Origin of the sequence: Sanguibacter sp. Z1732, from assembly GCF_051020515.1 — a bacterium.
Lineage (GTDB): Bacteria > Actinomycetota > Actinomycetes > Actinomycetales > Beutenbergiaceae > CALKWS01.
Map to the genome: position 1 here is coordinate 635954 of NZ_CP194857.1, position 13993 is coordinate 649946.

Below are 13993 nucleotides of genomic sequence, written 5' to 3' on the forward strand. Positions count from 1 at the left end.
CTCCTATCCATGCAGGAGGACGTCACCCGCGACCCGCAGTTACTCAAAGGCGTGCTGCCGATGCTGGTGCTGGCCCTGTTGCACCGGCAGGAGTCCTACGGCTACGAACTGGTGACCCGGCTGCGCGCGGCCGGTCTGGAATCCATCACCCCCGGCACGGTCTATCCAGTGCTCACCCGGTTGGAACGCGAGGGCAGGTTGGCCTCCCGCCTGGAAGCCTCCAGTTCGGGGCCCGCGAGGAAGTACTACCTGCCCACCGACGCCGGTAGCCAGGCATTGGCTGCCGGCCGGGCATCTTGGGGCTATCTCTGCGACGTGGTGACGAGGATCCTGTCCGAGACCCCTTCGCCAGGTCGGACCGACCGCCCAACCACAGCCATCCCCCATCTGGAGCGTGAGGTATGAACACCGAACCAGACGACCCGGCGGCACTGTCCCTGACCGACCGTTGGCGACGCTTCTGGTACCTGCAGACCGTGGCGCTGTGGCTGGACCCGATACCGCGTAGGCGGCGCAAGGACGTGCTGCGCGAACTCAAGGCCAACCTGGGGGTGGCTGCTGGTCGCGACGGGATGTCCGCGGCGATCAGCGACCACGGCAGACCCCGCGCGCTTGCTCGCCAGTACCTGGACGCCGAGCCCACGGCCGGCCCACCTGGCACCACGGGGCCGCGGCCGTATCCGTGGCCCTGGTGGCGTGGCTCTTCGCCTGCGCGATCTACGTGTTCGGGAGCCTGAACACCCTGCTCGGTGCCGGTCTGGCCGAGCCGGTGCGGATCTCCTTCCTCGGCGTCCAGATCACCACCGAGGCCCACGACGCCTACCTCGGGGCTACCTTCACCGGTATCTCCTGGGGCAGCCTGATCGCGTTCGCTCTCATCTTCGTCCTCGCTTCCCGCCTCTGGCGCCTCCTCCCCCGCCACCAGCACCGCCGCACCACCGCACCAGTCTCCCGCTGAGACCGGTCAGGTGCGGTGAGAGGCGGCCTCGCGACCGACCGGTGTGGCGGGCGTTCGACTAGGCTGGCGCGGCCACCTCACGCCCGGGGCGGAGGGGCGCCCAACCGGTCTCGCACGCTCATCTCACGCACAGGCACTGGCGGGCAGGCCCTCGACGGCGAACGCGAGCCGTCCCGGGGCATCGGCCGCACCGGTGAGGACCTCCACCAGCGCCTCCAAGCTTCCGGCGGTACGCCCGTGGGTGGCGATCAAGGTGGGGGCGTCGGCGCCGGCCAACTGCCAGGGGCCGTCGAGGGCGATCGCCACGTCACCACCGGCCGCCGACGTACCCGCGCTGATCAACCTGATCGAGGTATCGGCGGGCTCCTCCAGCGGCACCACGTCCAGGCCGGCCCGCTCGGCGGCCTCGGCGAACGCGGTCCAGTCCGCACTCGTGCCGCCGCGTACGTGCAATCGTTGGCCCACCAGTTCCCCCGAGCACTCCCCCGCCGCCACGGTGATGGCCGCGGCGCTCAGATCCCGTGCCGCCTGCGCGGCCGAGCCCACGTCACCGTCGTCGACCTCCCCGGCCTCCTCAGCAAGCCCGGCCTGCCAACGTTGCAGCGCGATCACCCGCCCCGCGGCCTCCCGCACCCGATCGCGGTCCAGCGAGCCGTCCTCGAGCGCGGCCACGATCGCCGCGTGGGCACCGGCGGTGTCGGCCGGGGTCAACAGCAGGTCCGCACCCGCGCCCAGTGCTTCCACCGCGATCTGCCCGGAGGTGCGAGTAGCGGTGAGGGCACCCATGTCCAGCCCGTCGGTGATCGCCACACCGGTGAAGCCCAGGTCCTCCCGCAGCACGTCATAGGCGCGCGGCGACAAGGTAGCCGGCACCCCCTCGTCCCAGGCCCGGACCGCGATGTGCCCGAGCATCACCATCGGCGCCCCCGCCTCGATCGCCTCGGCGAACGGGATCAGGTCGCGCTCGGCCAGGTGTTGCTCGCCCGCTTCCAGTGCCGGTAGGTCGTAGTGGGAGTCCACGGTCAGGGCCCCATGGCCGGGAAAGTGCTTCACCGAGGTGAGCACGCCGCCGGCGGCGAACCCGGTCAGGGCCGATTGCACAGTCTCGGAGACCCGTTCGGGGTCATCACCGGCGGCGCGCATGTTGATCGTCGGGTCCGCCGCACCGATCGAGACGTCAGCGACCGGGGCGAAGTTCATCGTCACCCCACTGGCACGCAGTTCGGTGGCCATCGCCGCCATCGCGGTGGAGACCGCCTCGGGATCGGCGGCCCCGGCGGCGGCGAACGGCGGGAACGTCGTCCAGTCCCCCCTCTCAGCCGACATCCGCTGAACCGGCCCACCCTCGTTGTCCACCGAGATCACCGCCGGCCAGTCCCGGCCCATCTCGGCCTGCCCCTCCTGGACGGCAGCGGCGGTGTCCCGGACCTGGTCGGTGGAGGTGATGTTCTCGGCGAACAGGATCACCCCGGCCAGGTGGTAGGTCTGCACCAGCGCCGCGGCATCGCCCGGGTGTGTTCCGGAGTACCGGGCGATGATCACCTGACCGGCCAGCTCGTCGTCGTCCATCTGCTCGGCCACCTCGGTCGCCGACGCCAGGTCGGACTCCGCAGGCCCCCAGGCCAGCGTCGGTTCCGGGTCCGGCTCGGGCGACGGCGTGGGGGTGGGTGTGGGCTGTGCGGTTTGCTCGGGCGCGGGGTCGCTCGCGCCGGTGTCGGGTTGGTCGCCGGGCGCGGTGCACCCGGCGGCCAGGATGAGCGCGGCGAGGCCGAGGGCCACCGGGCTGCGCCGTGAACGGGATCGACCGTGGTGCATGCCCCTACTCTCGCACCTGGTGCGCAGACCCGGCTGGTGTGACGAACGACGTCGCCGCGCCGCTACCCACGGATCCGGCCCCCCCCCGGCGGCGCTCAGGTGCTCGCCAGCACCTGGGTCAGTTCCATCGCCGAGTCGGTGGTGAAGTCCCACGGGGACGGCTCCAACCCCGAAGCCACCACCGCCGAGCCCAGGGCGGCGATCATGGCGCCGTTGTCGGTGCAGTAGCGCACCGGCGGCAGACGCAGGGTGATCCCGGCTTCGACGAACCGTTCGGCCGCCAGGGCGCGCAACCGGGAGTTGGCCGAGAAGCCGCCCCCGATCACCACGGTGTCGACCTCGTGCTCGCGGCAGGCGGCCACCGTCTTGGCGATCAGCACATCGGCGACAGCCTCGGAGAAGGAGGCGGCGATGTCGGCGGCGGGCACCTGCGCGCCGGCATCCTCGAAGGACTCCACCACCCGTGCTACCGCCGTCTTCAGGCCGGAGAAGGAGAAGTTGTAGGCGTGCACGGCCCGGTCCTTGGGCCGGCTCAGCCCGCGGGGGAAGGCGAACGCGGTGCGGTCACCGTCCTGAGCGAGCCGGTCCACGTGTGGGCCCCCGGGGTAGGGCAGCCCGAGCAGCCGGCCGACCTTGTCGAAGGCCTCCCCGGCGGCGTCGTCCAGGGTCTGGCCCAGTTCCACCACATCGGTGGCGACGTCACGCACCAACAGGAGGCTGGAGTGACCACCGGAGACCACCAGGCCGATGAAGGACTCCGGGAACGGGCCGTGCACCAATGCGTCCACCGCCACGTGGCCGAGCACATGGTTCACCCCGTACAACGGCACCCCCAGCCCGAAGGCCAACGACTTGGCCGCGGCCACTCCCACCGTCAAGGACCCCACCAGCCCGGGCCCGGAGGTCACGGCGATCGCGTCGACATCGCTCAGCGCCACCCCGGCCTGCTCGAGCGCCTGGTTCAGCGTCGGTTCGAATGCCTCCAGGTGAGCCCGGGAGGCCACCTCCGGCACGATCCCGCCGAACCGCGCGTGATCGTCCATCGAGGAGGCGGTGACGTCGACAAGCAGATCGAGCCCGCGGACCAGCGCGATGCCGGTCTCATCGCAGGAGGTCTCGATGCCCAGGACCAGGGGAGTGTGCACCTGCCCAGGGTACGCATCCGGCGGTGCCACGGGGGCGAGCGTGACCGAGGCCACTGAGTCGCTGCTTCCCCACGACCAACGGAGCCGGTGCCCGCTCAGTTGCCGGACGGTTCCAATCCGGTGGCCACGGGCCGGTCGGAGTCGGCGCACCACTGCGACCATGAGCCGGCGTAGAGGGCGGCGCTGATGCCGATCGAGTTCAACGCCGCCACCTCGTGCGCCGCGGTCACTCCGGACCCGCAGTAGACCGCCACCTGATCACTCTCGCGCACCCCGACCTGCTCGAAGTGCTCACGCATCTCGTCGTCGGTCAGGAACGTCTGGTCCTCGTGCAGGTTCTCCGTGGTGGGAGCGCTGCGGGCACCGGGAATATGCCCGGCTATGGGATCCACCGGCTCACGCGCTCCGGTGTAGCGGTCCCGGTCGCGGGCATCGAGCAGCACACCGCGACGGGCGATGTCGGCAGCCCCCTCGGCATCGGTGAGCGGCATGTGCCCGGGCGAGAGGGTCACACCGCCTTCGGCCACCGCGACCGAGCCGTCCTCGAGAATGCCCCCGCTGCGACTCCAGGCTCGCAACCCGCCGTCCAGGATCCGCACGTCGGACAGCCCTCCCCAGCGCAGCAGCCACCACGCCCGGGCCGCGGCTGTGCCCCCGGAGTCGTCGTAGACGACCACGGCATCGCCGTTGTTGATGCCCCACCGCCGGGCCGCGGCCTGCAGGTCGTCAGCGTCGGGCAACGGGTGGCGCCCACCCGATCCCGGTGGGCCGGCCAGATCCCGTTCCAGATCCACGAAGTGCGCACCCGGGATGTGCCCGGCGATATAGGCGCGGTGACCGTCCGGCTCCGCCAGGGACCAGCGCACGTCCAGGACCACCAGGTCGGTGCGCGTCGGCGACATCATCTGCGCCAGTTCCTCGGCCGTGACGAGCACGCCTCGGCGCAAGGTGGTGTGGTCACTCACGTCTGCCTCCTCTCCGATCCCATCGGACCCGGCCCGCGCAGCCGCAGCCGCATGGTCAGGGCATCGGTGCCCTGATAGTAACCGCGCCGGCGCCCCACGGGCCCGAATCCCAAGGAAGCGTACAGGGCCTGGGCGCCCGGATCGTCCGCACGAACCTCCAGGTGCACCTCCGCGCACCCGGCCGCCTCGGCCTGGTCCAGCAGGGCCTGCGTCAACGCCCGGCCGAGGCCTCGGCGCCGATGGGCCGGGGCGACTCCGACGGTCATGATGGTCGCCTGTTCGGCGAGGTCGATCCCGGCGTAGCCGCCGAGTTCCCCGGCACGCTCGACGACGACGTAACGTCGGCCGGGGATGGCAAGTTCCGTCTCGTAGGTGGCCCGGTTCCAGGCCCCGGTGCCGAACAGCACCGGCTCCAGATCGAGCACGTCGTCCAGGTCGGCGGGGACCATCGGGCGGATCAGGGGCGCGGCAGACATGTGCCCATGCTGCCGCGCCCGGTGGCTCAGCGCTCTGCGGCAGGGCGGGTGTGCGGCATCCAGATGAACTGGATGCGCTCCATCGCCTCGCTGCGGGCGGTGTTCTGGAAGGCCGCCACCCGCCAGACGTCCTCCTGGTGCACCAGCGTGTAGGTCTGCACCTTCGTCAGGGCGCCGGGGTCATCGCTCTCGTACCGGTCTCCGCGGGTGGTCAGGATGGCCACGTCATCGGTGAGCACCTGCAGGCCCAGGTAGGCATCCGTGAGCCGGGTCCCCTCCAGCACCCCGTCGAACAGCGCGGCGTGGGAGTCGGTGATGTCATGGCGACCGGTGTAGTAGGTACCCGCGAAGGTGGTGTACGTGGCGTTCTCGGTGAACCCGGCCCCATAGGCGGTTGCGTCGTGCGCGGCCCACGCCAGAGTCAGTCCGGCGATGGTCGCACAGACACCGGCACGCACGTCCTCGGTTGCGTCCTGATCCAGGGCCGAGGTGGTCGGCACGCCTGCGCACTGCGCCGTGCCGGTCTGGGCGAGCGGGGCCGGGGAGGTCAGCCACAAGCCCAAGCCGAGCGCGACCGCGACCAGCGCCGCCACCGCCCCCAGGATCCACCGACGGCGGGTGCGGCGGGAGCGAACACCATCGGAGCGGGCCGGGGCGGGAAACTGCTCACCGGGACTTACCGGCGCTACCTGGCTACGGTGGTGCGGTTCCATCTGGCTGCCGCCGAGGCCGGTGGTCTGGGACCGACGGATTATCAGGCGAGCAGCCTGCTGGACCTGGATGGTCCGATGGCCGTACAGGACCTGGCCGAGGAGTTGGGGCTGTCCCCCAGCGCGACTACCCGGGTGGTGGACCGGCTGGTGCAGGCCGGCATCGCCTCGCGCACCACAGACAGCCAGGACCGCCGGCGCACCCTCATCGCGCACACCGGCCACCTGCCCGCCGAGTTGCACCAGGTCCTCGGCGGCGTCCGGGGGGCCATCGGAGCCGCGGTCGCGACGCTGGACGCCAAGCAGGTCGAGGGGCTGGCAACCTATTTCAGCGTAGCGACCCGGGCCTACCGGGACGCGGCTCCGGCACGAAGGGCCTGATCGGGTGGTCAGGAGGCGCGCTTGCGGCCGGCGCTGTGGTGCACATCGGGCCGGCGCAGGTACCTCGGCTCCAGCGACAGGTCCCCATCGTGGGAGCGCCGGTGCACCATGATCTGCGCGAGCAGCGCCGGGTCCACCGGCGCACCGGGTGCGAGCGCACCATCCGGAACCAGGCCGGCCTCGCCGCTTCGCGGCCGCACCGGCTGGGGTGGCGCCGGCGGCGGGTGTGAACACATCGGCATACAAGACCGCCGCCGGTCCGAACACGGCACCGGCCTCGATCAGGTCGGCATGGTCGGCGGCCACCTGGGCCGGTGCGGCCACGGCCGGACCGGCCACCGCCGTCACATCCTCGGCGCCCACCCGGTACCGGGCGTAGTAGACCTCACGGCGCCTGGCATCGGTGACCACCAGTACCTCCGGTGTGCCCAGCCCGCCCGTACCACCGGGGCTGACAGCCGACCCGCCGGCACCGGCTGCGAGCGCCAGGGCGTCGAGCGAGCAGACCCCGTAGGCACTGATGCCGCGAGCACGAGCGAAGCCGCGCGCGGTGACCAGCCCGACCCGCAATCCGGTGAAGGGTGCCGGCCCGGTGCCCGCGACCACGGCACCGACCTGATCTGCATCGGCTCCCGCCCCGGTGAGGACCTGCTGGATCATCGGGACCAGGGTCTCGGCGTGCCGGCGGCCATCGCCGCTGCGGGACCGTGCGAGGACCTGCACCGATTGCTCCCCCGGCCCGGTCCGGCACAACGCCACCGCGGCATCACTGGAGGTGTCCAGGGCCAGCACCAGACCCTCGCCGGCGTCGGCCTCGGTGTGCTTACTCACCACTGTGTCCCTCGACATCGGTCCTCCCGGTCAGGTCCTTCGGTGCCACATCGGCCCACCGGGCCCCATGGGCGCTGATCGTGGCCCACCGGGGTTGCTCTCCCACATCACCGCCGGCGCCGCGCATCCGGTGGATGATGATCTCCAACCAGTCCTCGGCCAAACCCTCCACCAGGCCCGCGCCCCATTCCACCACGGTGACCGCCTCCGTCAGGGTGGTGTCCAGGTCCAGGTCATCGACCTCGGCGAGGCTGCGCAGCCGGTAGGCGTCCACGTGCACCAGCGCGGGTCCGGGGCCGGTGGCGGCGTGTGTGCGAGCGATGATGAACGTCGGTGAGGAGATCCGCCCGCGCACGCCCAAGCCGGACCCGATCCCCTGCGTCAGCGTGGTCTTGCCGGCGCCCAGGTCACCGGTCAGCACCACCAGGTCGCCGGCCCGCAGCATGGTGCCCAGGTGACGGCCGAACTCGGTGGTGTGGGCGCTGGTGGGCAGGTCCAGGCGATGCACCCAGCGGGCGCTGTCGCCACCGTCCGAGCCGGTCTCCGACTCACTCATCATCGACGCCGAGGGCGTTGAGGTACGTGCGCGGAATCCGGGCACCCATCCGCGCCACGATCTCGTAACTGATCGTGCCCGCGGCATCGGCCCAGTCCTGGGCGGTAGGTTCGCCGTTGGCGCCGGTGCCGAACAGCACCGCCCGTTCCCCGGGTACCACCTCGGGGTGATCGGGCCGTGAGGGACCAAGGTCGATGGTGAACTGGTCCATGCACACCCGACCGGCGATCGGCACGGTACGCCCAGCCACGCGCACCGGCCCGGCGTTGGAGGCGTGCCGCGGGATGCCGTCGGCGTACCCCAACGGGATCACGGCCAGCCTGGTCTCCTCGGTGGTGGTGTAGAGGTGGGCGTAGGAGATGCCCTGGTCCGCCGGTGCGTCCTTGACCAGCATGACCTCGGACTCCATCCGCATCGCCGGGACCAAGCCGAACCCATCGGCGCTGCGGTACTGCGGCGCCGGCGTCAGCCCGTAACTGGCGATCCCCGGACGGACCAGATCGAAGTGGGTCTGCGGCGCGGTCAGGGTGCCGGCGGAATTGGCCAGATGGCGCACCAGCAACCGGGCACCGGCGGCCTCGGCCAGGTGCACCGCGTCCGTGAACGCCTGCACCTGCGCCGCGATCGAGGGGTGACCGATCTCATCGGCTCGGGCCAGGTGGGACCAGACCCCCACCACCTGCACCGCCCCCTCGGCCTGGGCGCGCATGGCCGCGGCCACCAGATCCGGCCAGGCCCGGGCGAAGACCCCGCCACGGCCCATCCCGGTGTCGATCTTGAGGTGGATACGCGCGGTGCGCCCGCTGCTGCGCGCAGCCCGGACCACCTCATCCAGGGCCCAGCCGGCCGAGACCGACAGGTCGATATCGGCCCGCACCGCCTGCTCCAGCGGTGCTCCCGGGGTGTACAACCAGACCAGCATCGGGGCGGTGATCCCGGCCTCGCGGATGGCCAGCGCCTCGCTGAACTGGGCCACGCCCAGCCAGGTTGCCCCCGCCTGCAGCGCCGTACGTGCCACCGGGAGCAGGCCGTGGCCGTAGGCGTCCGCTTTGACCACGGCCATCACCTCGGCGGTGGGTGCCGCGTCGGCCAGGGTGGCGATATTGGCGCGGATGGCTGCCAGGTCCACGATGACCTCGGCCGGATGGTAGTGCGCCCCACTCGCGGTGCCGGCGCCCGGCGCCGGGGTTCGGGTGCTCATCGGTTCGGGTCCGTCCGGAGCAGATCGGCGATCGCGCGCGGGACGGCCGCGGCCAGGTCAACCGAACGCAGCGGACCGCCGGCCAGGTGGGCGGCCCGCCCGTGCACGACGACGGCGGCTGCGGCTGTCGCGGCCACGTCACCGGAGTCGACCTGAGCCAGCATCGCCCCGAGAATCCCGGCCAGCACGTCACCCGAACCCGCCGTGGCCAGCCAGGGCGTGCCATCGGCCTGGCTGTATCCGGGACCGCCGTCGGGCGGGGCGATCACGGTGATGGCGCCCTTGAGCAGCACGGTGGTCCCGGTGCGCCGGGCCGCCCGGTACGCCCAGGTCCATGGGTCGGCCTCGATCTGTTCGCGCCGGACCTCATCCCCGAAGCGCCGCAGCAGCGTCTCCAGTTCCCCCGCGTGCGGGGTCAGCACCACCGGCTTGCGGGTCAACCCGGCCGGGGCGTCCGGCAGGTGGTCCAAGGCGCCGGCGTCCAGCACCACCGCCACCGCGGCATCGCCATCCTCGGGGCTCTCCTCGCCCAGGCCCCATCCGCGCAGGGCCCGGCGCATCGCCGCGGCGAGGTCGTCGTCGTCGGCCATGCCCGGTCCGATCACCAGGGACTGCACGCGCCCGTCCTCCGGCACCACCTCCGGATGGGCGCCGATCACCGCATCGGCGACCTCGCGGCGGCCCAGGTAGCGCACCATGCCCACGCCCACTCCCAGGGCGGCCGCCGCGCACAGCAGTCCGGCGCCGGGGAATCGCGGTGATCCGGCGACGAGGCCCACCACGCCCCGGGTGTACTTGTGGTCGGCTGGTTCGGGGACGGGCCACAGGTCGGCCACGTCGGTGGGCGTGAGCCGGTGCACGGTCGCCTCCTGCGCGGCGAACGACCCGTCAAGTCCCAGGTCCACCACCTCCACCCGGCCGGCGTGCTGGGCTCCTGGGGGGATCAGCAGGGCAGTCTTCGGTGCACCCATCGTGACGGTGAGGTCAGCACGGAGCACGCCGTCGGCCGGCTCATCGTGGTCACCCGGCCCGCCCGGGCCGGTGTCGCTCTCGCCGGTCGCAGGAGGTGGAGGGGCGGCCCGGACCGGGTCGGCTCCGACACCGCTCGGCACGTCCACCGCCACCACGAGCGGGTCCACGGGGGAACCGCTGCGGATCGGCTGCAGAACCCGAACCACCTGCGCAGGTAGGCCGCGCAATGCGCCCTGCACGCCGATGCCGGCCAGGGCGTCCACCCACACATCGGCCCACTGCCCGAGCCGGGACAGATCCTCGGCGCCGACACCACCGGCGAGGTCCACCAGTTGCGCCCCCGCCCGCCTGGCCGCGGCCAGCCCCTCGGGGTGGGGCCGCTCGTGGGCCAGGACGCACCGCACCTGAACGCCACGATCGATCAGGTCCGCGGCCGCGTACAACCCGTCGCCGCCGTTGTTCCCCCCGCCCACCAGCACCAGCGCCCGCGCTCCCGGCACGGCGATGTGGTGACGGCGCAACAGCGCGACCGTGCGCGTGGCCAGGGCGAAGGCAGCGTTGCGCATCAGCGGGCGGCCCTCGGCCAGGGCCGGGGCCTCGGCGTCGCGAACCGCCTGGGCGCTGTAACCGCGGATCATCGCTGCGCCAGTGCCATCGCCGAGGCGATCCCGGCGTCGTGGGAGATGGACAGCAGCCAGTTGCGGATCCCCAGGTTCTGGGCGGCCGCGGCCACCGAGCCGGTCAGTTCCACCTGCGGTGGACCACCGGCGATCCGGAGCACGGTGGCGTCCTGCCAGCTCATCCCACCCGGGGCCCCCATCGCCTTGGCGATGGCTTCCTTCGCGGCGAACCTCGCCGCCAGGGACGCATCGGGCAGGTCCCGCTCGACGGGGGTGAACAGTCGCTCACGCAGTCCGGGTGCCCGGTGCAGGGTGGCCATGAACCGCTGCACGTCCACCACATCGATCCCCACGCCCACGATCACGTGTGTTCCTCTCCTCCGACGCTCGCCCCGGGGATCACTCCACCGTGACCGACTTGGCCAGGTTACGCGGCTGGTCCACGTCATACCCCTTGGCTGCGGCCAGCGCCGAGGCGAAGATCTGCAGCGGCACCACGGTCACCAGCGGCATCATCAGCGTGGGGGTGCGCGGCACCCTGAAGACGACGTCGGCGTAGGCGGTGACCTCCTCGTCCCCCTCCTCGGCGATCACGAGGGTGCGGGCGCCGCGGGCACGGATCTCGGAGATGTTGGACACCACCTTGGCGTGCAGGGTGGGGCGGCGCGGCGTGGGCACGATGACGAACACCGGCTGGCCCTGCTCGATCAGCGCGATCGGGCCGTGCTTGAGTTCCCCGGCGGCGAACCCCTCGGCGTGGATGTAGGCGAGTTCCTTGAGCTTCAGCGCCCCCTCCATGGCCACCGGGTAACCCACGTGCCGGCCGAGGAAGAGCACCGAGGTCTCATCCTGCATCGAGCGGGCCACGTCACGGACCTCGTGCTCGCGGTCGATGACGGTCTGGATCTTGGCCGGGATCGCCGCGAGTTCCTCGAGGTAGCCGGCGACCTCGTCGATGTACTTGTACCCGCGCAACTGGGCCAGGTACAACCCGAGCACGTAACAGCCGGTGATCTGGGCCAGGAAGGCCTTGGTGGAGGCCACCGCCACCTCCGGGCCGGCGTGGGTGTAGAGCACCGCATCGGCCTCCCGGGCGATGGTGGAGCCGTGGGTGTTGACGATCGCCAGCACCTTGGCGCCCTGCTCTCGGCCGTGCCGGATGGCCATGATGGTGTCCATGGTCTCCCCCGACTGGGAGATCGCCACGATGAGGGTCTTCTCGGAGACCACCGGGTCGCGGTAGCGGAACTCGTGGGCCAGTTCCACCTCCACCGGGATGCGGCACCAGTGTTCGATGGCGTACTTGGCCACGTGCCCGGCGTAGGCGGCCGTGCCGCAGGCCACCACCACGATCTTGTCCACACTGCGCAGCACCGATTCGCTGATGCGCATCTCATCGAGCATCAGGGTCCCGTCGGGGCCGATCCGGGCGCGCAGCGTGTCGGCGACCGCCTGGGGCTGATCGTGGATCTCCTTGTCCATGAAGGTGTCGAACCCGCCCTTGACCGCGGCGTCGGCGTCCCAGTCGACGGTGTAACGGTTGGCGTCGGTGACCGGTTCGCCGTCGGCGTCGATGATCTGCACCTGATCACCGGTGATGGTGACGATCTGGTCCTGACCCACCTCCATCGCCTCACGGGTGGAGGCGATGAAGGCGGCCACGTCGGAGCCGAGGTAGTTCGCCCCCTCCCCCAGGCCGACCACCAGGGGTGAGTTGCGGCGAGCCCCCACCACCGTGCCGGGCTGCTCGGCGTGCACCGCGAGCAGCGTGAAGGCACCTTCCAGGCGGGCGGCCACGGTACGCATCGCCTCGGTCAGGTCTCCGGTGTCGGTATAGGCCTGACCGAGCAGGTGGGCCACCACCTCGGTGTCGGTCTCGGAGGTGAAGGCCACACCCTCGGCCACCAGCGCGCTCTTGAGGGGGTGGAAGTTCTCGATGATCCCGTTGTGGATCACCGCGAGGCGTCCGTCCGCGGAGGTGTGCGGGTGGGCATTGGCGTCCGTGGGTGCCCCGTGGGTGGCCCACCGGGTGTGCCCGATGCCCGCACTGGCCGGCGGCAGCGGGTTCGCCTCGAGGTCACCGAGCAGGTTGGCGAGTTTGCCGGCCCGCCTGGCCGTGGCCAGTCCCTCCGGGTTCACCAGCGCGACGCCGGCGGAGTCGTAGCCGCGGTACTCCAGGCGCTTCAAGCCCTCCAGCACCACCTCCAGGGGACGGTCATCAGCGGTAGGTGGGCCTGCATATCCGACGATTCCGCACATGGGGCACACTGTATAACCCGCGTCCCGGCGTTGCCGTGAAGCCGGGTGCCACGATCGGCAACATCACACCGGAGGCGGTCCGGTCCGGTCCCCACCGGTCCGCCCGGGGTGGGAGAGTAGGTGCGTGGTGATGACCGACTTCGCTGACCTGGCCGACCTGCCCGGGGAATCGGCCGAGCCCTATGTGGAGTTCGACCGGGCCAACTGGAGCCGGCTCTCCGCCTCCACCCCACTGCCCCTGACCGCGGCGGACGTGGACAACCTGCGCGGGCTGGGCGACCCGATCGACCTGGATGAGGTCGACACGGCCTACCGGCCCCTGTCCCGGCTGCTCAACCTGTACGTGGCGGCCAGCCAGCGGCTGCGCGAGGCCACCACCACCTTCCTCGGGGAGAAGAACGGCCCCACCCCGTTCGTGATCGGGGTGGCCGGCTCGGTGGCGGTGGGCAAGTCCACCGCCTCCCGGGTGCTGCGCGAGATGTTGGCCCGCTGGCCGGAGACACCCCGGGTGCAGCTGATCACCACCGACGGGTTCCTGCACCCCAACGCCGAACTGGAGCGGCGTGGCCTGATGGAGCGCAAGGGGTTCCCGGAGTCCTACGACCGGCGCGCGCTGCTGAACTTCCTCGCCCGCGTCAAGGGCGGGGCGGACGCGGTGGCGGCGCCGGTGTATGACCACCTGACCTACGACATCGTTCCGGACAGGCAGATCGTGGTGCACCGCCCGGACGTGCTCATCGTGGAAGGCCTGAACGTGCTGGCACCGGCCCGGGTGAGCGCCGACGGCGAACCCTCCCTGGCGGTCAGCGACTTCTTCGACTTCTCCATCTACATCGACGCCAAAACCGCCCACGTGCGCGAGTGGTACGTGGAACGATTCGGGCGGCTGCGCCGGACCGCCTTCGCCCAGGAAGCCTCGTACTTCCACCGCTACGCGGACCTGGATGACGCCCAGGCCCGCGCCAAAGCCCTGGACATCTGGAGCCGGATCAACGAGCCGAACCTGATCGAGAACGTCCTGCCCACCCGCGGCCGGGCCACCCTGGTACTGCATAAGGACGCCGAGCACCGCCTTGCCCGGATCCGGTTGCGAAAGATCTGAGA

Annotated in this window: 15 protein-coding genes and 1 pseudogene; 5 read left to right on the forward strand and 11 right to left on the reverse strand. The window is 71.5% G+C overall.

The window, feature by feature from the left end:
* Window positions 1–9: 9 nt before the first annotated feature.
* Genes ACRRRO_RS03550 through ACRRRO_RS03560 form a run of 3 tightly spaced genes read left to right on the forward strand, consistent with a single transcriptional unit; the run spans window position 10 to window position 958 of the window.
* The gene (locus tag ACRRRO_RS03550) at window positions 10–405 is read left to right on the forward strand and encodes a PadR family transcriptional regulator (RefSeq protein WP_424796412.1); all 396 of its coding nucleotides are present in this window, start codon (window positions 10–12) and stop codon (window positions 403–405) included.
* On the forward strand, window positions 402–737 hold the full coding sequence (locus ACRRRO_RS03555; protein WP_434081080.1) for a hypothetical protein: 336 nt from the start codon (window positions 402–404) through the stop codon (window positions 735–737). The genes ACRRRO_RS03550 and ACRRRO_RS03555 overlap by 4 nt, the downstream gene beginning before the upstream one ends.
* Complete coding sequence (locus ACRRRO_RS03560; protein WP_434081081.1) at window positions 722–958, forward strand: hypothetical protein; 237 nt, start codon at window positions 722–724, stop codon at window positions 956–958. The genes ACRRRO_RS03555 and ACRRRO_RS03560 overlap by 16 nt, the downstream gene beginning before the upstream one ends.
* A 123-nt stretch (window positions 959–1081) precedes the next feature.
* Here ACRRRO_RS03560 and ACRRRO_RS03565 read toward each other — a convergent pair whose 3' ends face one another.
* The 5 genes from ACRRRO_RS03565 to ACRRRO_RS03585 all read right to left on the reverse strand — a co-directional run bounded on the left by ACRRRO_RS03565 (window position 1082) and on the right by ACRRRO_RS03585 (window position 6072).
* Window positions 1082–2773, reverse strand: a complete 1692-nt coding sequence (locus ACRRRO_RS03565; protein WP_424796414.1) for a glycoside hydrolase family 3 protein — start codon at window positions 2771–2773, stop codon at window positions 1082–1084.
* A 95-nt stretch (window positions 2774–2868) separates the two neighbouring features.
* Window positions 2869–3918, reverse strand: coding sequence for a tRNA (adenosine(37)-N6)-threonylcarbamoyltransferase complex transferase subunit TsaD (gene tsaD, locus ACRRRO_RS03570; RefSeq protein ID WP_424796415.1), 1050 nt, complete (start codon window positions 3916–3918; stop codon window positions 2869–2871).
* 95 nt (window positions 3919–4013) lie between these two features.
* Window positions 4014–4883: a sulfurtransferase gene (locus tag ACRRRO_RS03575; protein WP_424796416.1), complete on the reverse strand. Its 870-nt coding sequence runs from the start codon at window positions 4881–4883 to the stop codon at window positions 4014–4016.
* Window positions 4880–5359, reverse strand: a complete 480-nt coding sequence (rimI, locus tag ACRRRO_RS03580) for a ribosomal protein S18-alanine N-acetyltransferase (RefSeq protein WP_424796417.1) — start codon at window positions 5357–5359, stop codon at window positions 4880–4882. Before rimI ends, ACRRRO_RS03575 begins: the two co-directional genes overlap by 4 nt.
* 26 nt (window positions 5360–5385) lie before the next feature.
* A complete protein-coding gene (locus ACRRRO_RS03585; RefSeq protein ID WP_424796418.1) occupies window positions 5386–6072 on the reverse strand; it encodes an SgcJ/EcaC family oxidoreductase in 687 nt (228 codons plus the stop codon).
* Between the two features lie 75 nt (window positions 6073–6147).
* Between ACRRRO_RS03585 and ACRRRO_RS03590 the strand changes: the two genes are divergently transcribed.
* On the forward strand, window positions 6148–6450 hold the full coding sequence (locus ACRRRO_RS03590) for a MarR family transcriptional regulator (protein ID WP_434081545.1): 303 nt from the start codon (window positions 6148–6150) through the stop codon (window positions 6448–6450).
* Window positions 6451–6729: 279 nt separating this feature from the next.
* On the opposite strand, the pseudogene tsaB reads toward ACRRRO_RS03590, so the two are convergent.
* From tsaB to glmS, 6 genes and pseudogenes are all read right to left on the reverse strand, one after another.
* Window positions 6730–7299, reverse strand: a pseudogene (tsaB, locus tag ACRRRO_RS03595) (tRNA (adenosine(37)-N6)-threonylcarbamoyltransferase complex dimerization subunit type 1 TsaB); the annotation flags it as partial.
* Window positions 7274–7837 carry a tRNA (adenosine(37)-N6)-threonylcarbamoyltransferase complex ATPase subunit type 1 TsaE gene (gene tsaE, locus ACRRRO_RS03600; protein WP_424796421.1) on the reverse strand — a complete coding sequence of 188 codons (564 nt, stop codon included), beginning with the start codon at window positions 7835–7837 and terminating at the stop codon, window positions 7274–7276. The pseudogene tsaB and the gene tsaE, both read right to left, overlap by 26 nt.
* Window positions 7830–9038, reverse strand: coding sequence for an alanine racemase (gene alr / locus ACRRRO_RS03605; RefSeq protein WP_424796422.1), 1209 nt, complete (start codon window positions 9036–9038; stop codon window positions 7830–7832). Before alr ends, tsaE begins: the two co-directional genes overlap by 8 nt.
* The gene (locus tag ACRRRO_RS03610; protein WP_424796423.1) at window positions 9035–10648 is read right to left on the reverse strand and encodes a bifunctional ADP-dependent NAD(P)H-hydrate dehydratase/NAD(P)H-hydrate epimerase; all 1614 of its coding nucleotides are present in this window, start codon (window positions 10646–10648) and stop codon (window positions 9035–9037) included. The genes alr and ACRRRO_RS03610 overlap by 4 nt, the downstream gene beginning before the upstream one ends.
* Window positions 10645–10995 carry a holo-ACP synthase gene (locus ACRRRO_RS03615; RefSeq protein ID WP_424788986.1) on the reverse strand — a complete coding sequence of 117 codons (351 nt, stop codon included), beginning with the start codon at window positions 10993–10995 and terminating at the stop codon, window positions 10645–10647. The genes ACRRRO_RS03610 and ACRRRO_RS03615 overlap by 4 nt, the downstream gene beginning before the upstream one ends.
* Window positions 10996–11029: 34 nt before the next feature.
* Window positions 11030–12889, reverse strand: a complete 1860-nt coding sequence (glmS, locus tag ACRRRO_RS03620) for a glutamine--fructose-6-phosphate transaminase (isomerizing) (RefSeq protein ID WP_424796424.1) — start codon at window positions 12887–12889, stop codon at window positions 11030–11032.
* Between the two features lie 130 nt (window positions 12890–13019).
* On the opposite strand from glmS, the gene coaA reads away from it, so the two are divergent.
* A complete protein-coding gene (gene coaA / locus ACRRRO_RS03625) occupies window positions 13020–13991 on the forward strand; it encodes a type I pantothenate kinase (RefSeq protein ID WP_424788988.1) in 972 nt (323 codons plus the stop codon).
* Window positions 13992–13993 lie beyond the last annotated feature (2 nt).